This window comes from Cryobacterium lyxosi (assembly GCF_004403345.1).
In the GTDB taxonomy this organism is placed as follows: domain Bacteria; phylum Actinomycetota; class Actinomycetes; order Actinomycetales; family Microbacteriaceae; genus Cryobacterium; species Cryobacterium lyxosi.
Window position 1 is genome coordinate 51,153 of the sequence record NZ_SOGT01000011.1, and the last position, 17,690, is coordinate 68,842.

Genomic DNA, 17,690 nt, shown 5'->3' on the forward strand with positions numbered 1-17,690 from the left:
ACAGCATCCGGTAGGCCAGGAGTGGCCCGTCTCATCAGTGAGGCGGGCCACTTCTGTCTGCACCAGCGCGTCACAGACGATTCAACACGTCCATGTTGACCTGCGCGACGATGAAGAACACGATGTAGCAGACGATGGTTATGACGAATATCCAGGAATACGCGGCGTCGGCCACGCGGCGAACGGATGCCCCACCGGGCAGATTGCCCACCGTGAAGTTATACAGCGTCACAGCCAAAAAGGCCGGAATGGTCACCGCCCAGGTCACCATGCACCACGGACACAGCACGTCTAGCACGAAAATACTCTGGGCGATCAGCCAGATCACGAAAACAATCGCGGCGAGCATCCCAACGTTCAGGCCGATCCAGAACCAGCGGGCAAATTTGGCTCCGGCCAGAATGGCGACACCGATCGTGATAACCACGCTCCAGGCGACGAGCCCGATCAGCGGGTTCGGAAAGCCGAGCACTGCGCCCTGGGGCGAGGCGAGGTTGGTCGCGCATCCGATGAGAACACTGAAGCTGCAACTCAATTGAGCGTTCGGATCCTCCAGCAGGCGGATCTTGTCGAGTGTGAGGGCGAATGCCGCTGCGAGTGCGATTAATCCGGCGATGATCAGGAAAATAGCCAGGCCGGTTGGACGCTGAGAACGCTCTGTCTGAGGCACGCTTGCGATTATGCCACGCGTGCTGCGTGGGTTTGTGCGATTACATGCGATAATCACTGGTAGTCGTTGAGCCGCGCTCAAGCAGACGCCAAAGAAGCTTGCCTGGGCAATAGTCGCCCAGAATTAGGGTCCCACGATCCGAAGTATTTGCAGCCAGAGCACAGTCCCCGAACAGCAACAGGGGGCAACGCCGGTTGCCGTAGTAAAAAAAGTTCGCGGAATCGTCACGAAGGTGACAATCCCGCACGAGAGAGTAACCGGTGGGTGGCGCGGTCATCCACAGCGGTCAAGGAGCGCACCAGTGATGGTGGAAGACAACGAAAACAAGAAACGCAAGAGCCTGTTCGGCCCTCGCAAATCAACCCGGAAGGCGCCGGTCACCCGTTCGACAGAACCAGCGATCGAGGCCCCGGCAGTGTCAGTCACCGCTGAGCCTGCAACCGCTGAACCTGCAACCGCTGAACCTGTACCCGCCAAGACAACCATCGCGGAGTACAACAACGTCACCGGAGCGCAGCAGATGACCGCTGCAACGCCGGCAAACGACACGGCGCACGACGGACCAGTCGCGCAGGCAGCGGCACCCGTACGCCCGTCGTTGTCCCTGTTGTTCCAGGCACCGGAAATTCTGCCGATGATGGCACGCACGGGTATCCGCTCGGCGCAGGAGTCGCACCAGCAAGAGCGCGATCTGGATGACGACGAGGAAGAAGAGGCGACGACGGTTCGTCGTCGAGCCCGTCGGCGCACCGGCGATGAGAACAGATCAGGCACCGACGACCCGGCCAACACGGTGGTCAAGGTACGCGCCCCGCGCGAACCCGAACTCATCACCGAACCTCAGCGCATCAAGGGATCGACCCGGCTCGAAGCAAAGAAGCAGCGTCGCCGCGACGGCCGTGACGCCGGACGTCGCCGCCCGGTTATCACGGAGGCAGAGTTCCTCGCCCGTCGTGAGTCCGTCGACCGCCTCATGGTCGTGCGCGCCAAGCACAATAAAATCCAGATCGGTGTGCTTGAAGACGGCGTGCTGGTTGAGCACTACGTCGCCAAGAACCAGGACGCCTCCCTCATCGGCAACGTCTACCTCGGGCGAGTGCAGAACGTGCTCCCAAGCATGGAAGCCGCCTTCGTCGACATCGGGCGTGGTCGCAACGCTGTGCTCTACTCCGGTGAAGTTGACTGGGATGCTGCCGCCGAGAACTCCGGCAGCAACAATCAGGCCCGCCGCATCGAGCTCGCGCTCAAGCCCGGCGACCAGGTGCTCGTGCAGGTCACTAAAGACCCGATCGGGCACAAGGGTGCCCGCCTCACCAGCCAGGTCTCCCTGCCTGGCCGCTACCTGGTCTACGTACCCAACGGTTCGATGAACGGCATCAGCCGCAAGCTTCCCGACACCGAACGCGCCCGCCTGAAGAAGATTCTCAAAGAGGTACTCCCCGACAACGTTGGCGTGATCGTACGCACCGCTGCTGAGGGCGCGACCGATGAGCAGCTCACCGTCGATGTCAACCGGCTTCGTGAGCAGTGGGCGAACATCGCTGAGCAGGTCGAGTCCGCGCAGGCGCCCGCCGAGCTGCACAGCGAGCCCGACCTGCTGGTCAAAATCGTGCGGGACGTCTTCAACGAAGACTTCCAGCGCATGGTCGTGGCCGGCCCCGACGTGCGGTCCACAATTGAGACGTACCTCAGCCAGGTCGCTCCCGATCTGCTCGAGCGCGTTGAAACCTATGAGGGCGAGATTGATTCCTTCGATGCGTTCCGCATCTCGGAGCAGATCGAAAAGGCCCTCGACCGCAAGGTCTGGTTGCCGTCCGGCGGATCCCTCGTGATCGACCGCACCGAGGCCATGACCGTCGTCGACGTCAACACCGGCAAGTTTGTCGGCAGTGGGGGAAACCTCGAAGAGACCGTCACCAAGAACAACCTCGAAGCGGCTGAAGAGATCGTGCGCCAGCTGCGCCTGCGCGATATCGGGGGCATTATCGTGGTCGACTTCATCGACATGGTGCTCGAGTCCAACCGCGACCTCGTGTCGCGCCGGCTGATCGAATGCCTCAGTCGAGACCGCACCAAGCACCAGGTGGCCGAGGTCACCTCGCTCGGGCTCGTTCAGATGACGCGCAAAAAGCTCGGCCTCGGACTGTTGGAATCGTTCAGCGAAGACTGTGAGTCTTGCGCCGGCCGCGGCATCATCGTGCACCACGACCCGGTCACCAAACACCGCCAGACCGCGCAGCCGCCGCAGGAACGCCGTCCGCGCGCCAAGGGCGGCAGCAATGCGGCGGGCACCAACGGTGGAGGAAACAACGGGTCGGGAAACGGCCGCGACAATTCGGGCCAGCGCGACGGTTTCAACCGTGACGCGCATTCCGGCAGCAGCGCCGGGTTCGACGCGCCGAAAAGCGGTCAGGGCACCCACGGCATCACGGAGGACGCCAAGCAGGCCCTCGCGCTGATCGCCGCCCGTACCATCACCCGCACCGGCTCCATCGCGATCATCCCAGCTTCGGATACGCGGGCAGCGGATGCTGATGCTGGTGCAGCGAAGGTCGCACCGGTCACCACCGGTACTGCCACCACCGGGGCTGCCAGTATCGAGCTGGCTGGCACCGAGCTGGCTGGCACCGAGCTGGCTGGCACCGAGTTGGCTGGCATTGTGCTGGCGAGCACCGAACTGGCCAGCACCGAGCTGGCTGGCGCTGGACCCGCCAGCACCGAAGCGGTCGAACCGACGACTGCCGAGCGTTCACGAGGCCGTCAGTCTCGTTCGCGCGGTCAAGGCGGGCGCGGCCAGCAGTCGCGGTCCGAACAAGCTCGTGCTCGTCAGGCTGGCACGAAGCAGGCTGGCACGAAGCAGGCTGGCACGGAACAGGCGGACGCCGAGCCGGGGAACATCGGTCAGGCCAACACGGAACAGACCGACGCAGCCGTATTGACTACGCCGGTCACCGAGCCACTCGTCGGCACCGCCGCCATGGCAGGGGCGCCCCGCACCCGCGGTGGTCGCAGCGCCCTGCCGGCTGGGGCGCCGGCCGTGCAGTCGCCCGTCGCCGTGCAGTCGCTCGCAGCCGATATATCGGAGTCTGTCGATATCCTCGACATTCCGGTGAAGAAGGCGACGCGTACCGCGCGGCGCCCCAGCAAGCAGGTCACTGACCAGCTGCTGGACTCGGTGTTGGATTCGCTGCCCGAGCCGAAACTTCCCGGTCAGGGACGCGCGCGCAGCCGCCGCGTCACGACCGCCGGAGGTCCTGGTGGGCAGGCCATTCTGACCAAGACGGGTACGGTGACGTCCGCATCGGCACCGAGCCAGTTGCCGCCGGGTGAATAGGCCGCGGCGCCAGGTCAGGCGATAACGCAATCGGTGCGTAGGTCTCCTGCGGCGATGGCCTCCCGGCCTTGCCCCAAGGGACCCGCTCACCATCGTCACTACGCAGCGGGTCGTCGGCTGGGGCTGCCACATCCTCGTAGCACGCCCACCGCTTCGATGCGGGCGTGAGCGCGGCGAGCGACCCGGTCGCGTTCACCCCGGTCGAAATTCTGCCGGTGGATCAGGCGAACGATATTCTGCCTTCTGAACAGGTTGCCGATCGCTGAAGCGTGACACCAAACTTTTTCGACGGTGCCCGGTCAGCGCCGAGGCAGCGAATGCGACGATCGTGGTCGTGAACCTGCGGCCGGTTTGCGGCGCCCCGGCGTGCTCGGGTTCGACGCTACGTGAGCGTACGCGGGAAGCAGTTTGCTATCCGAGACGCCGTTCTCGAGCCGTCACACGCAGCCCGCTGGAGCGCAACCGCACGATCATCTCGCGAAAGCTCACCGGCAGTGCCCCGGCGGCGACCAGATCGGCGTAGCGAGCCTCAGGGACGTCGTAGTGGTCACGGTCGAAACCACGTCGCGGAACGCCGGCTGCGGCCGCGAAAGCGTGCAATTCGTCAAGATTCGCATCACTCACGAGGTGTGCCCACACCGTTCCGTGCGCCAGCCAGCTAGGCTGGTCGATAAGTATTGCCATGATCGAAGTCTATGAGCCGCACTGGTTCAGACACCGTGGTTCAGACACGCCGCGCCATTGGTTTGACCACGGGTAGCGGATCAGGTAAAGTCAACCCTTGGTGTGTGTTAGGCAATATCAACGCAAACACCATGATTTTCTGAGTGCTCTGGGCCAACCGGCCCGGCCATGCAGCAAATTTCCAGATTCGGAGTCTTTTGGGGCTCCCCAACGATTGGTACGTAAAGTGGTTTACGCAGTTGTGCGCGCCGGAGGGCGGCAGGAGAAGGTAGAGGTCGGTACCATCGTGACGATGGACCGAATCAAGGCTGACAAGGACGGCAACGTCGAGCTGGCCGCCGTGCTTCTCGTCGACGGCGACAAGATCACCTCTGACTCTACGTCGCTGGCCAAGATCAAGGTCACGGCCGAGGTTTTGAACAACCTTCGCGGTCCGAAGATCGTCATCCAGAAGTTCAAGAACAAGACCGGGTACAAGAAGCGTCAGGGGCACCGTCAGGAGCTCACTCGCGTTCAGGTTACCGGCATCGCCTAGGCCTGAGGAGATAGACAGATGGCACACAAAAAAGGTGCGAGTTCCACTCGCAACGGTCGCGACTCGAACGCCCAGCGCCTCGGCGTGAAGCGCTTCGGAGGTCAGGTTGTCGGCGCGGGCGAGATTATCGTTCGTCAGCGCGGCACGCACTTCCACCCCGGCATCAACGTCGGTCGTGGCGGCGACGACACGCTCTTCGCCCTCGAGGCCGGCTCCGTGCAGTTCGGCGCCAAGGGTGGCCGCAAGGTCATCAACATTGTGGTCGCAGCCGCGTAGGTTTCCACACCACAGTAATTGTTAGCACAGCGTCAGGGCGGGCTTCGGTCCGCCCTGACGTGTTTGTCCGTGACAGATTTGATTACCGCACATAGTTTCATAGCACCGTGTTTTGAAGCACTTCTTGCGCCACCTGAAAGGGGCACTCCATGGCCACATTCGTTGACCACGTGACGCTGCATTTACGAGCGGGCAATGGAGGAAACGGATGCGTTTCGGTCAAGCGCGAAAAGTTCAAACCCCTGGCCGGCCCCGATGGCGGTAACGGCGGGGGCGGCGGAGACCTCGTACTCGTCGCCGACCCGAGCACGACCACCCTGCTCGGTTACCATCGTTCGCCCCACCGCAGCTCCGACAACGGTGGACCAGGTATGGGCGACCACCGCAATGGTCATAACGGCGACCTGCGCGAGCTCATGGTGCCGATCGGCACGGTCGTCAAAGACGTTGAGGGCAACCAACTCCTCGATATGAACGAACCTGGCCTGCGCCTCATCGTCGCACCCGGCGGCCAGGGCGGGCTCGGTAATGCTGCCCTCGCCTCGACCAAGCGCAAGGCCCCAGGCTTCGCCCTGCTCGGCACGCTCGGCTGGGAAGGCGACGTCTATCTCGAGCTCAAGACCGTAGCGGATGTCGCGCTCGTCGGGTATCCCTCCGCAGGCAAGTCCAGCCTTATCGCCGCCATGAGCGCGGCTCGGCCCAAGATCGCCGACTACCCCTTCACCACGCTGCACCCCAACCTCGGCGTCGTCGAGTCCGGTGAATCGCGCTACACCATCGCCGACGTGCCCGGCCTCATCGAAGGAGCGAGCGAAGGCAAGGGCCTCGGCCTCGAGTTTTTGCGGCACGTCGAGCGGTGCACCGCCCTGCTGCATGTGTTGGATTGCGCCACACTTGAGCCTGGCCGCGACCCGATCAGCGACCTCGACGTCATCCTTGGCGAACTTGACGCCTACCCCGTACCCGAGGGGCAGAAGCCGCTGCTGCAGCGTTCTCAGCTCGTTGCTTTGAACAAGATCGACGTGCCGGAAGGCCGCGAGCTGGCCTCCTTCGTCAAGGCAGACCTCGAAGCCCGTGGCTACCGCGTGTTCGAGATCTCCAGCGTCACCCACGAGGGTCTCAAGCAACTCAACTACGCCCTTGCCGAGGTCGTGGAACAGGGCCGCGCCGAGGCGGCCGCAGCCGAAGCGAAGAAGCCACGCATCATCATCCGTCCCAAGGCCGTCGACGAGGGTGGTTTCGTCATCAAGGTCGAGGGTGGCACCTTCGGCAACATCTACCGCATCCTCGGCACCAAGCCGGAACGCTGGATTCAGCAGACCGATTTCACCAACGACGAAGCCGTCGGCTTCCTCGCCGACCGGCTCGCCAAACTCGGTATCGAGAACCAGCTGTACAAGTCGGGGGCTATTGCCGGTTCGACCGTCATCATCGGCCCTGGCCACGGTGTCGTCTTCGACTGGGAACCGACGCTGACCTCGACCGCCGAGCTGATCACCGCTCCGCGCGGCACCGATTCCCGCCTCGACGAGCCCAAGCGCCGCACGAGCAACGAACGCCGCGAAGAATACTTCGGTCGAATGGACGCCAAGTCCTCGGCCCGCGCCGAGCTCATTCGCGAGCGCGAAGCCGGCATGTGGCAGACCGGCGAAGAGGAATACAACGAAGACGTGCGCCTCGCCGACGTGGAGTTGACCACCGCTGGGGGAGTCGCTGCCGCCGACACCTCGTCGGCGGCGGACGCAGCCGAGACTGAAGCCGCGACTGAAGCCGCGACTGAAGCCGCGACTGAAGCCGCGACTGAAGCCGAGACTGAAGCCGAGTTCGACCGTAGCAATGACGTCGACAGTGACGCTGTGGAGGAAATTCAGAAGTGAGTGGCTTAGCCAGAGAAAACGTAGCGGGCGCGAAACGCGTCGTTGTGAAGGTGGGGTCGTCATCGATCAGCGGCGAGAACTCCGACCAGATCACCCCCCTCGTTGACGCTTTGGCCGAGGCATACGGTCGTGGGATCGAGGTCGTACTGATTTCTTCGGGTGCTGTCGCCACCGGAATGCCGTTCCTCAACCTCGAGGAGCGACCCAGCGATGTCGCCACGCAGCAGGCAGCCGCCGCCGTCGGGCAGAACGTATTGATCTTTCGCTACCAGGAAAGCCTGGACCGCTACGGCATCGCGGCGGGCACGGTGCTATTGACCGAGGGTGACGCGCTCAATGAACCGCATCGCAGCAATACCCGGCGCGCGCTCGAACGCCTGCTCGACCTGCGCATTCTGCCGGTCGTCAACGAGAACGACACCGTGGCCGTGTACGGTTTGCGGTTCGGAAGCAACGACCGCCTCGCTGCTCTGGTGGCAACACTCATCCGTGCGGACCTGTTGATCATGCTCAGCGACGTCGATGCGCTCTACACCAAGCCTCCACACCTGCCGGGGGCGGTAAAGCTCGACTTCATTGGCGCGGATGATCCACTCGACGCATTCGAGTTCAGCTCGAGCGGAGCGACCGGAGTCGGCACCGGAGGAGCGAGCACCAAGGTCGTGGCGGCCCGTCTGGCGACCGAGGCCGGCACCGCTGTTCTGGTGACGTCAACCGAGCTGGCCGCCGCCGCCCTCCGCGGCGAGCACGTCGGCACCTGGTTCGAACCGAAAGCGACTGAAGAGCGCCACGCGCTGCTCTAGTGAAGTCGGGGCAGGCGCACTGTGTCTGAACGTGAGTACCCTGGTCAGGGGTGTCATTGTGACTCGCCTCCCGCGTGACGATTCTCTTCCCCCAGTAGATGGATGCTCTTCGGACGCCGCCAGGCGACTTGCGCCGGTGAAAAACGTTCGCTGCATTCGGTAAACTGCCACTAACCGCGCTCGGTGCGGTTGTTTTTTCGCCGAAGGTTGAGTCCGTGGGGTTGCACGTCGTGAGTGGTGAAATCGTGGGGCTCGCGAGGCTATGAGGGCGCACTCGCGGCACGTCGTTCGATCGGCGTCGCGCATCGTAGTCAAGGTGGGCTCCTCGTCGATCAGCGGTGAGAACTCCGGTCAAATTGCGCTACTCGTTGATGCTTTGGCCGAAGCCCATGGTCGGGGTACCGAGGTGGTTCTGGTGTCATCCGGTGCTATCGCGATCGGAATGCCCTATCTCCAACTGCAGGAACGCCCCACCGACCTGGCCACCCAGCAGGCGGCGGCATCCGTTGGGCAAAATCTGCTGATCTTCCGATACCAGGACCGCCTCGATCGCTACGACATCGTGGCCGGCCAGGTGTTGCTCACGGCGAGTGACCTCGACAACGCGACTCACCGCGGTAACGCCCAGCGCGCCATGGAACGCCTGATGGCACTGCGTATACTTCCGATCGTCAATGAGAATGACACGGTCGCCACCCACGAAATTCGATTCGGCGACAATGACCGGCTGGCCGCGCTCGTTGCCACTCTCATCGGCGCCGACCTGCTGGTGCTCCTCAGCGACGTGGACGCCCTGTACACCTGCCCACCGGACGTGCCCGGGGCAGAGCGGATCAGTCATGTTGCGTTCGGTGACCCCTTACTCGGCATGAAATTTGGCGCCACAACCGTCAATGGAGTCGGTACCGGGGGAGCCAGCACCAAGGTGACGGCGGCTCGCATCGCCGCCCAGGCCGGAACCGCAGTGCTGGTCACCGCTACCGGGCTGGTGGCCGAGGCTCTGCGCGGAGACCCGGTGGGAACCTGGTTCGAACCCTCGACGGCGCCATCGGCATTGCGGATTTCCTGAGAACCGAGAATGCTCTCCTGGATGCCTCCCGTAAACTACGGAGTATGTTGCAGTCCCCGAACGATGTAGCCCAACTCACACCCACCCTCGAGGCCGCGCGCACCGCCTCCGTGTCACTCGCGTCGGCGCCGACGGAGCTAAAAAACAAAGCCCTCAAGCTGATTGCCCAGGCGCTGCGTGACCATGTCGCAGAGGTCGTCACTGCTAACGGGGCCGATCTCGCCGCCGGCGTCACCAACGGTCTCCGTGACGGACTGCTGGACCGGCTGAAGCTCGACGAGCCCCGAATATTGGCCTTGGCGGATTCCGTCGACCAGATCGCGCTGCTCACCGATCCGGTCGGGCAGATCGTGCGCGGCAGCAGCCTGCCCAACGGCATCAAAATCAGCCAGGTGCGCGTTCCCTTCGGCGTGATCGGGGTCATTTACGAAGCTCGTCCCAACGTCACGGTCGACCTCGCGGCCCTCGCGCTGAAGAGCGGAAATGCTGTTGTACTCCGCGGCGGTTCCGCTGCCGAGAACAGTAACCGGGTGCTCATCGGCCTGGTGCAGGCCGCGATCATCGACGCCGGACTCAACCCCGATTCAGTGCAGACCATCGATCCCTTTGGTAGGGCCGGTGCTACCGAGCTTATGAAAGCCCGCGGCTACGTCGATGTGCTCATTCCCCGTGGCAGCGCCACCCTCATTCAGACCGTGGTGGCGCAGTCCCAGGTGCCAGTCATTGAGACGGGAGCGGGCGTCGTGCACGTCTTCCTTGATGAGTCGGCTACCAAGGAGTGGGCGATCGAGATCGTGCACAATTCCAAGACGCACCGCCCGAGCGTATGCAATGCCCTCGAAACCCTTCTCGTGCACCGAAGCGCCGCCGAACGACTGCTTCCCGCCGTGTTGGCCAAGCTTGCGGCATCCGGTGTCACCATCCATGCGGATGCCCGCACGCGGTCGATCTATCCGGCCGCGGTCCCGGCGACCGACGAAGACTGGGGCACCGAGTACATGAGTCTTGACATCTCCGTAGCAATCGTCGACTCACTCGACGAGGCCATCGCCCACATTCGCCGCTATTCCACGGGGCACACCGAGTCGATCATCACCAATGACCTGCAGAACGCGGAACGCTTTCTGAACGAGGTCGATTCGGCCGCGGTCATGGTCAACACCTCGACCCGGTTCACCGACGGCGGCGAGTTTGGGTTCGGCGCTGAGGTGGGAATCTCTACCCAGAAGCTGCACGCTCGCGGGCCGATGGGTTTACCAGAATTGACCAGTACAAAATGGATCGTGCGCGGCACCGGACAGGTGCGTGCTTAGGTCCGATGGCGGGGTCCGGCTAGAATGGGGCGATGGCGTGAGTCGCCAAGCCTGCGACCCGTCGCTGTCATCTCAAGCCGCGCCTAACCTGTGCAGCCCGTGAATGGAGAACCGATGTCTTTTCTGACTGCCGTGCTGACCGAGGTCGAGCACATCGCCCTGCCGTTGCCGCTCGTCGTCTACCCGCTGGTCGCGGCTGTGCTGTTTCTGGCCCTCGGGGTCGTGCTGTGGAGCTTTCGTGACGTCGCGAACCGTCACAGCGGCAAAGCCAATGCTTACGCGGCCGCGCACGGTGGACATGGTGGAACCTCCGACACCGGTGGCCATTAGAAGCCTGATTTCACCGTGACAGTTCGTCGTCCGCGCATCGGCGTGATGGGCGGAACGTTCGACCCCATCCACCATGGGCACCTCGTCGCCGCCAGCGAGGTGGCACACAGTTTCGACCTCGACGAGGTGGTCTTCGTTCCGACCGGGCAGCCGTGGCAGAAAAGCGGCGTAACCCGAAGTGAACACCGATACCTGATGACCGTGATCGCAACCGCCTCCAATCCACGGTTCACGGTAAGCCGCGTCGATATCGACCGGGTCGGGCCGACGTACACAATAGACACGCTGCGTGACCTGCATGAAGAGCGTCCGGACGCCGAATTGTTCTTCATTACCGGAGCGGATGCCATCACCCAGATTCTCGGCTGGAAAGACGTACGTGAACTCTGGGAGCTGGCGCACTTTGTCGCTGTGAGTCGTCCGGGGCATGAGCTGAGCGTTTCAGGATTACCGAACCAAGACGTAAGCTTGTTGGAAGTCCCTGCACTGGCCATTTCGTCCACTGACTGCCGGGCACGGGTCAATCGGGGATTCCCGGTCTGGTATCTGGTCCCCGACGGGGTTGTCCAGTACATCTCAAAGCATCATCTGTATCGGAGTGTGGCATGACGTCGGGAGAGCCTCAGCCGCTCAGCCGACGTCAGGCGCGCGAACTTGCCCGCGACCAGGGCGATGAAACGGCCGCGCCACACGACGCAATACCGACTCTCGACGTTCCGGTCCTGGTGCCGGCCGCGCTCAGCCCTGCATCCTTCTCCGGCTCAACGCAGCCTGCGACCTCACGTCGAACGAACCGGCACCATACGATTCCCGCAGTAGACGAGGCCCAGGAGGCAGTACTTCCTGGCGCAAGTGCACTTGCAGCCGAGTCCGCGCCGTCTGCTCTGGTTTCGGCACCATACACGCCCAGTCGCCGGGAATTACGTGCATTGCACGCGCGTGAGCAAGAGCAGGCCCTCTCTACCGGCGACTTTCCAATTTCCGCTGGTGAGCCGGTCGAGGCGAAAGTTACTGATGCTGCGCCCGCTGATGCTGCGCCGGTCGAGCCCGAGCTGATCGAACCCGAGCTGATCGAACCCGAGCTGATCGAACCCGAGCTGATCGAGCCCGAGCCGATCGAGCCCGAGCCGGCCACTCCGGTCGTCGTCGACCGCATCGAACCCGAGCAAATGTACGCCGAACCGATCGTGGCCGAACCTATCGTCACGGCGCCGATCGATGCACCAGACTCGGTTGTCAGCTCCACCACCGGTTGGATACCGCCGATCGGGCACTGGTCGGTCGATGAGGACGCTCTGCGCGTCGAAGCGCCGCAGCGCGACCAGTCCCTCGACGAACTGATCAACCGCGGTATCGGGGCCGGTGGGATTCCCACCACCACGAACGCGCTCATATTGCCGTCGATTCCACATCAGGGCAGCAGCGTGAGTCCCATCTCCAACACCGGTGAGATCATGATCACCGGTTCATTCGACCTGCCGCGTAGTCTTGGGTCGACTGGCGCGCATCCGAATCTGTTCGATTCGTCGGAGATAGACCACATGATGGACCAACTCGACGCCGATCAACTCGGGGGGGACTCGGCCCCGGTTAGTGCGAGTCGCGCTGTGAGCACGCATGCCTCGACGCGGGGCATGCTGGCCCCGCCCAAGAGACGCCGTGCCTCGCTTCCGATGATTCTCGTCATCGCGACGGCAGTTTTGGCTGTGAGCGTTCTAGCGCTTTTCGTGACCGGCTATCTGCTGGGCAATTTCTAGTGGCTCGAATCATTCAACCTCGTCCCGCCCGCTCTGTGAGCCCCTGCTGTTCGCTTTCTTTCGTTCCCTCTATCATCGCCACAATGGCAATACCGCCTCGCTTCACAATCTCAAGGATTCATTCATGACCACTTCACCCCACGCCCTCGAGCTGCTTGCAATCGCCGTCGCCGCCGCCGACTCCAAGGGAGGAGAAGATCTTGTCGCCCTCGATGTCTCAAATCCGCTTCCTCTGGCCGACATTTTCTTCATCGTCACTGGCCGATCCGAGCGCAACGTGGTTGCGATTGCCGGTGAGATCGAAGACAAACTGATCGAGGCCGGCTACAAGCCGCTTCGTCGTGAGGGACGGGCTGCCGGTCGCTGGGTGCTGGTTGACTTCGGTGACCTGGTCGTGCACGTCTTCCACGAGGAAGAGCGCCAGTATTACTCCCTCGAGCGCCTGTGGAAAGATTGCCCGGTGATTCCAACCGGGATTCCCGCCAAACTGTCCGTAGAAGACGCCGCCGAAGAGGTCGCGGAGTAGCTTCGGTTTCGCAGATCCCAATCTGTGTTGTAAGCTAACAAAGTTGTTTCGGAGCAATTCGAAACAACAATCTGGGTCCGTGGCGCAGCTGGTAGCGCACCTGCATGGCATGCAGGGGGTCAGGGGTTCGAATCCCCTCGGATCCACCAAGTATGAAATAGCTCCGACATTGTCGGGGCTATTTTTTTGTATCGGCAGTGTAGAAGTTGTGAATGCAAAAGAAATACCGCGTGGCGGGTATCGGAATGCGGGTGGGGCAGCCATAATCTGTTAGTGGTTATTGCCACAACGAATGCATCCATCCCGAATGTATTCGACACTGCATTGGAGAATCTCAGAATGAAGAAGACCACGGTTCAGCTGCTCGACGACCTTGACGGCACCGTTATCGAGAATGGCTCCGGAGCGACCGTTTCCTTTACCTTTGAGGGTGACTCTTACGAGATCGATCTGTCAGCAGGGAATCTCGCTGAATTCCGATCTGCAGTCAAGCCTTACATAAATGTTTCACGGCGCGTTGGCTATGTGCCCGCCAAGCCGCGTGGTGCCAGTTCGGCCGGTTCAGACCGGGCCGAACTGCAGGCCATCCGCGCCTGGGCCGCCGCCAACGGCACGCACGTGTCCGACCGTGGGCGCATCTCCGGCACCGTGCGCGAGGCTTACGCCAAAGCGCAGGCGTAGCCGACTGTCAGCACAACCCATCACTGTGCATCAGCGTTGTCCGTGCCTGAGCGGCGACACCTACTCTGTCTGCTGCGGCCGCTATCACAGTGGTGCTGCTTCACCACCAACGGCTGAATGGCTCATGCGTTCGCGGTATAGCGCTTTTTACCTCGGCAACGCCCAGTACGTACTCAAGACCTGGCATCAGCAGACCAGACCTGAGTCATTCGAGCTGGACCCGGAGATAACGTGGCGGCGGCTCGATATCGTGCGCACAGAACGCGGCGGGTTACTCGATAAAGAAGGCATCGTGGAATTCGCAGCGCACTATCGTGAAGACGGCATAGCAAGACAGCAGAAAGAAATCAGTCGTTTTCTCAAGGTCGACCGCCAGTGGTATTACCTCGACGCTGCGGCAGAGGGTCTGGCGTCGGCATAACCCGGCCCGGCAATGGTGTGCGTCGAATTCCAACACAGGTGTCACCGACGGGAATATCCGGCGGCCATTTCCCAGACACATAACCTAGATTTGATAAATGTCAGAGCACCTCTCCCGCGATATGGCCAGCGGCAGCGACCCGCGGCATCCGGTGCGGCGGGCGCTGCGCCGAGCTCGCACGTGGGTCGACGGGCACCGGCATCTGCTCTTCGTCTATCGCCTCGGCGTCGCGCTGCTCGGCACGATGATTATTGCGATCGGCGTCCTTCTGATTCCTTTGCCGGGACCGGGGTGGCTCATCGTCTTTTTGGGCTTCGCCGTGCTCGGAACGGAATTCGCGTGGGCGCGTCGGTTTGGAGCATTCCTCAAGCGCATTGTCACTCAGGCCTGGGCGTGGTGGCGCGCGCGACGTGACCGCCGGGTGGCCAGTTCTTCCTGAGCGCAAACGTGCATCTGCCGGCGGCGGATGCGATGGGTCAGCGGCCCGGCGACGGTGTGGGAACGGTGATGAAAAGTGAAATCAAGACGGCGACGTAGACGATCACGAAGATCGCCGGGGTCACGTAGCGCACGACATTGACCCACGCTGCCATAGCGACGATGCACCGGGTAACCGAACTGGGCGCCGTCACGGAACGCAGGTCGGCGATGACGGCCAGTCCCTCGTTGGCGGCGGCTATTTGCGCGAGCGCCCCGAAAATACCCGACGCGAGCAGAATACCCGCCGCGGCAATGCGCACGGCCAGGTCGGCGGTGCCGAGTCCGAGTGCGAGAAAGCCCACGGTGGCGGTCAACAGAAAAGTTGGGGCGGCCTGGGACGCGATGATGTGTGCTCGCGCCTTGACCCACAAACTGATGAGGTCGATTTCGGTCATGGGGGTCTCCAGTCGTCGGGTGCAGAGAGCACGTGGTTCCATTTTGGTGGCTCTGGCAGTGCAAATCGAAAATGATGAACGAAATTCTGTCAGGACCTCGTTGCACCGGCAGATGCATGTGCCGGGAAATATTCGTGTCTCGTGAGAAGCCGTAACCGCGTGACGTACACACGTGAACCGGGACACGATACTTTCGGAGTCGCCGTCGCAGGGCGCCAGGCGCCGGGAAGGCGGATATGCCGCCGGATGCCTGTAGCGTATTCTGCAAGCGCGATCCGATCACCTGGCTGCGCGCGCCCTCGTCGCTGCTTTTGCACCTGACCGTGTCTTATCTTCATCCCGAGGAGTCTCATGGAAACCTGGCCTGGAACCGCCTACCCCCTCGGCGCGACGTTTGACGGGAGCGGTACCAACTTCGCCCTGTTCAGCGAAGCCGCCCAACGCGTCGAGCTGTGTCTCATCGACGAGAACGGGGGTGAGACGCGGGTGGAGGTGCGCGAGTCATCCGCTTTTATTTGGCACTGTTACCTACCACTCGTACAGCCGGGCCAGCGTTACGGGTATCGGGTGCACGGCACCTATGACCCGGCGGCCGGTAATCGGGCCAACCCGAGCAAGCTGCTGCTCGATCCATACGCCAAGGCCACTACTCAGGCCATCGACTGGGACCCCTCGTTGTTCTCCTACGATTTCGATGACCCCGATGCGCCGAATGACGAAGATTCCGCCTCGCACATGATGCTCGGCGTCGTCGTCAACCCGTTCTTCGACTGGACCGGTGACCGGTCTCTGCGCACACCATACAGTGAGTCCTTCATCTACGAAGCACACGTCAAAGGCCTCACCAAGCTGCAACAATCGGTGCCCGAAACGCAGCGCGGCACCTACGCCGGGTTGGCGCATCCGTCGGTCATCGACCACCTGCAAAAGCTCGGTGTGACCGCGATCGAGCTGATGCCGGTGCACCAATTCGTCGACGACGGAACCCTCGTTGACCAGGGCCTGAACAACTACTGGGGCTACAACACGATCGGATTCTTCGCGCCGCACAGCGCGTATTCCTCGACCGGCGACCTTGGGCAGCAGGTGCAGGAATTCAAGGGCATGGTGCGCAGTCTGCACGCCGCCGGCATCGAGGTCATTCTCGACGTGGTCTACAACCACACCGCCGAGGGCAACCATATGGGACCGACCCTGTCGTTCAAGGGCATCGACAATGAGGCCTACTATCGCCTGATGAACGACGACAAACGCTACTACATGGACTACACCGGCACCGGAAACACCCTCAATGTGCGCCACCCGCACGTGCTGCAGCTCATCATGGACTCGCTGCGGTACTGGGTGCTCGAGATGCACGTCGACGGATTTCGGTTCGATCTGGCGTCAGCTTTGGCCCGAGACCTCTACGACGTCGACAAGCTCTCCACCTTCTTCGAGCTTGTGCAACAAGACCCGATCGTCTCGCAGGTCAAGCTCATCGCCGAGCCGTGGGATGTCGGTCCCGGCGGCTACCAGGTGGGAAACTTTCCTTCCCAGTGGTCAGAATGGAACGGTCAGTACCGCGACACCGTGCGCGATTTTTGGCGTGGTGAGCCGTCCACTCTGGGCGAATTCGCCTCCCGCGTGGCCGGATCCGCCGACCTCTACGAACACTCCGGGCGCCGCCCGATGGCCTCGATCAACTTCGTGACCGCGCACGACGGTTTCACCATCGCCGACCTCGTCTCATATAACGAGAAACACAACGATGCCAACGGCGAAGACAACACAGATGGCGAGTCGCACAACCGCTCGTGGAACTCCGGTGTTGAGGGCCCCAGTGATGATCCCTCGATTCGCGGGCTGCGCGCCCGGCAGGCACGCAACTTCATTGCGACGCTGCTTTTGTCGCAGGGAGTACCGATGCTGCTGCACGGCGACGAGCTGGGCCGTACGCAGCTCGGCAACAACAACACCTACGCGCAGGATTCCGAGCTGACCTGGATTCACTGGGACAAGGCCGATGTGCCGCTGATCGAATTCACGGCGGCCGTATCCCGCCTGCGCCGTGAGCATCCAACTTTTCGGCGCAGCAGATTCTTCGACGGTCGACCCGGTAAGCGGGTGGCGGGCGAATCGCTGCCCGATATCGTCTGGCTCAACACCGATGGTGAACCGATGGTGCCTAAAGACTGGGATGAAAGCCTGGCCCGCACAGTGGCCAAATTTCTCAACGGCAACGGAATCCGCGAGCGTGACGCGCGAGGTCAGGACGTCACCGACGACAACTTTCTCCTATTGTTCAACGCCGACGCCGAAGACGAGGAATTCACGCTCCCGCCCGATGAGTATGCTCCGGCCTGGGAGATCGTGGTCGATACCGCCGGCAACGGCGCCGTTTCCACCCCCCGTCCGGCCGGAGCGATTCAGACCGTGGCCGGTCGTTCCCTCGCGGTGCTGCGCGCCTATCACGAACCCGAAGTTGTGCCCGATCACTCCGTCGCAGCGTCACTGGCCGGTGCCACCGGTCTGATGACCCTGGTTAGCCACAGCTGAG

Annotated in this window: 18 protein-coding genes and 1 tRNA gene; 16 read left to right on the top strand and 3 right to left on the bottom strand. The window is 62.5% G+C overall.

Features of this window, described 5'->3' with window-relative positions; all coding sequences use genetic code 11:
* Positions 1 to 70 precede the first annotated feature (70 nt).
* Positions 71 to 670, bottom strand: a complete 600-nt coding sequence (locus E3T27_RS08275; RefSeq protein WP_166786156.1) for a vitamin K epoxide reductase family protein — start codon at positions 668 to 670, stop codon at positions 71 to 73.
* Positions 671 to 977: 307 nt separating this feature from the next.
* On the opposite strand from E3T27_RS08275, the gene E3T27_RS08280 reads away from it, so the two are divergent.
* Positions 978 to 4,004, top strand: a complete 3,027-nt coding sequence (locus E3T27_RS08280) for an Rne/Rng family ribonuclease (RefSeq protein WP_420898054.1) — start codon at positions 978 to 980, stop codon at positions 4,002 to 4,004.
* A 411-nt stretch (positions 4,005 to 4,415) separates the two neighbouring features.
* Here E3T27_RS08280 and E3T27_RS08285 read toward each other — a convergent pair whose 3' ends face one another.
* Complete coding sequence (locus E3T27_RS08285; protein WP_134572230.1) at positions 4,416 to 4,688, bottom strand: DUF4031 domain-containing protein; 273 nt, start codon at positions 4,686 to 4,688, stop codon at positions 4,416 to 4,418.
* A gap of 226 nt (positions 4,689 to 4,914) precedes the next feature.
* On the opposite strand from E3T27_RS08285, the gene rplU reads away from it, so the two are divergent.
* The 14 genes from rplU to E3T27_RS08355 all read left to right on the top strand — a co-directional run bounded on the left by rplU (position 4,915) and on the right by E3T27_RS08355 (position 14,715).
* The gene (gene rplU, locus E3T27_RS08290) at positions 4,915 to 5,223 is read left to right on the top strand and encodes a 50S ribosomal protein L21 (RefSeq protein ID WP_104081810.1); all 309 of its coding nucleotides are present in this window, start codon (positions 4,915 to 4,917) and stop codon (positions 5,221 to 5,223) included.
* A gap of 18 nt (positions 5,224 to 5,241) precedes the next feature.
* Positions 5,242 to 5,499 carry a 50S ribosomal protein L27 gene (rpmA, locus tag E3T27_RS08295; RefSeq protein WP_104128962.1) on the top strand — a complete coding sequence of 86 codons (258 nt, stop codon included), beginning with the start codon at positions 5,242 to 5,244 and terminating at the stop codon, positions 5,497 to 5,499.
* 149 nt (positions 5,500 to 5,648) lie between these two features.
* Complete coding sequence (gene obgE, locus E3T27_RS08300; RefSeq protein ID WP_134572231.1) at positions 5,649 to 7,376, top strand: GTPase ObgE; 1,728 nt, start codon at positions 5,649 to 5,651, stop codon at positions 7,374 to 7,376.
* On the top strand, positions 7,373 to 8,179 hold the full coding sequence (proB, locus tag E3T27_RS08305) for a glutamate 5-kinase (protein WP_134548047.1): 807 nt from the start codon (positions 7,373 to 7,375) through the stop codon (positions 8,177 to 8,179). The genes obgE and proB (E3T27_RS08305) overlap by 4 nt, the downstream gene beginning before the upstream one ends.
* A gap of 262 nt (positions 8,180 to 8,441) precedes the next feature.
* Positions 8,442 to 9,248, top strand: coding sequence for a glutamate 5-kinase (gene proB / locus E3T27_RS08310; protein WP_134572232.1), 807 nt, complete (start codon positions 8,442 to 8,444; stop codon positions 9,246 to 9,248).
* A gap of 44 nt (positions 9,249 to 9,292) precedes the next feature.
* Positions 9,293 to 10,561 (top strand): glutamate-5-semialdehyde dehydrogenase, encoded by a 1,269-nt coding sequence (locus E3T27_RS08315; protein WP_104197851.1) that lies wholly within the window; start codon positions 9,293 to 9,295, stop codon positions 10,559 to 10,561.
* Positions 10,562 to 10,675: 114 nt separating this feature from the next.
* Positions 10,676 to 10,891, top strand: coding sequence for a hypothetical protein (locus tag E3T27_RS08320; RefSeq protein WP_104197852.1), 216 nt, complete (start codon positions 10,676 to 10,678; stop codon positions 10,889 to 10,891).
* Between the two features lie 15 nt (positions 10,892 to 10,906).
* Positions 10,907 to 11,500, top strand: coding sequence for a nicotinate-nucleotide adenylyltransferase (gene nadD / locus E3T27_RS08325; RefSeq protein ID WP_134572233.1), 594 nt, complete (start codon positions 10,907 to 10,909; stop codon positions 11,498 to 11,500).
* Positions 11,497 to 12,648, top strand: a complete 1,152-nt coding sequence (locus E3T27_RS08330; protein ID WP_134572234.1) for a hypothetical protein — start codon at positions 11,497 to 11,499, stop codon at positions 12,646 to 12,648. Before nadD ends, E3T27_RS08330 begins: the two co-directional genes overlap by 4 nt.
* 124 nt (positions 12,649 to 12,772) lie before the next feature.
* On the top strand, positions 12,773 to 13,174 hold the full coding sequence (gene rsfS / locus E3T27_RS08335) for a ribosome silencing factor (RefSeq protein WP_104197855.1): 402 nt from the start codon (positions 12,773 to 12,775) through the stop codon (positions 13,172 to 13,174).
* A gap of 73 nt (positions 13,175 to 13,247) precedes the next feature.
* Positions 13,248 to 13,323: transfer RNA gene (locus E3T27_RS08340), tRNA-Ala, on the top strand.
* Between the two features lie 190 nt (positions 13,324 to 13,513).
* The gene (locus tag E3T27_RS08345) at positions 13,514 to 13,855 is read left to right on the top strand and encodes a histone-like nucleoid-structuring protein Lsr2 (protein WP_134548262.1); all 342 of its coding nucleotides are present in this window, start codon (positions 13,514 to 13,516) and stop codon (positions 13,853 to 13,855) included.
* 25 nt (positions 13,856 to 13,880) lie between these two features.
* A complete protein-coding gene (locus tag E3T27_RS08350) occupies positions 13,881 to 14,276 on the top strand; it encodes a YchJ family protein (protein WP_198416511.1) in 396 nt (131 codons plus the stop codon).
* Positions 14,277 to 14,373: 97 nt separating this feature from the next.
* On the top strand, positions 14,374 to 14,715 hold the full coding sequence (locus E3T27_RS08355; RefSeq protein WP_134572235.1) for a TIGR02611 family protein: 342 nt from the start codon (positions 14,374 to 14,376) through the stop codon (positions 14,713 to 14,715).
* A gap of 37 nt (positions 14,716 to 14,752) precedes the next feature.
* On the opposite strand, the gene E3T27_RS08360 is transcribed toward E3T27_RS08355, so the two are convergent.
* Complete coding sequence (locus tag E3T27_RS08360) at positions 14,753 to 15,151, bottom strand: hypothetical protein (RefSeq protein ID WP_134572236.1); 399 nt, start codon at positions 15,149 to 15,151, stop codon at positions 14,753 to 14,755.
* A 351-nt stretch (positions 15,152 to 15,502) separates the two neighbouring features.
* On the opposite strand from E3T27_RS08360, the gene glgX reads away from it, so the two are divergent.
* Positions 15,503 to 17,689 carry a glycogen debranching protein GlgX gene (gene glgX, locus E3T27_RS08365; protein ID WP_134572237.1) on the top strand — a complete coding sequence of 729 codons (2,187 nt, stop codon included), beginning with the start codon at positions 15,503 to 15,505 and terminating at the stop codon, positions 17,687 to 17,689.
* The last annotated feature ends 1 nt before the right edge of the window (position 17,690 follow it).

Bases quoted from the DNA above. Each gene is read 5' to 3' on its own strand.
- E3T27_RS08315 (WP_104197851.1), top strand. From the start codon at position 9,293: ATGTTGCAGTCCCCGAACGATGTAGCCCAACTCACACCCACCCTCGAG.
- glgX (WP_134572237.1), top strand. From the start codon at position 15,503: ATGGAAACCTGGCCTGGAACCGCCTACCCCCTCGGCGCGACGTTTGAC.
- rsfS (WP_104197855.1), top strand. From the start codon at position 12,773: ATGACCACTTCACCCCACGCCCTCGAGCTGCTTGCAATCGCCGTCGCC.
- rpmA (WP_104128962.1), top strand. From the start codon at position 5,242: ATGGCACACAAAAAAGGTGCGAGTTCCACTCGCAACGGTCGCGACTCG.
- E3T27_RS08330 (WP_134572234.1), top strand. From the start codon at position 11,497: ATGACGTCGGGAGAGCCTCAGCCGCTCAGCCGACGTCAGGCGCGCGAA.
- proB (WP_134572232.1), top strand. From the start codon at position 8,442: ATGAGGGCGCACTCGCGGCACGTCGTTCGATCGGCGTCGCGCATCGTA.
- E3T27_RS08320 (WP_104197852.1), top strand. From the start codon at position 10,676: ATGTCTTTTCTGACTGCCGTGCTGACCGAGGTCGAGCACATCGCCCTG.
- E3T27_RS08360 (WP_134572236.1), bottom strand. From the start codon at position 15,151: ATGACCGAAATCGACCTCATCAGTTTGTGGGTCAAGGCGCGAGCACAC.
- E3T27_RS08355 (WP_134572235.1), top strand. From the start codon at position 14,374: ATGTCAGAGCACCTCTCCCGCGATATGGCCAGCGGCAGCGACCCGCGG.
- E3T27_RS08345 (WP_134548262.1), top strand. From the start codon at position 13,514: ATGAAGAAGACCACGGTTCAGCTGCTCGACGACCTTGACGGCACCGTT.
- E3T27_RS08285 (WP_134572230.1), bottom strand. From the start codon at position 4,688: ATGGCAATACTTATCGACCAGCCTAGCTGGCTGGCGCACGGAACGGTG.
- obgE (WP_134572231.1), top strand. From the start codon at position 5,649: ATGGCCACATTCGTTGACCACGTGACGCTGCATTTACGAGCGGGCAAT.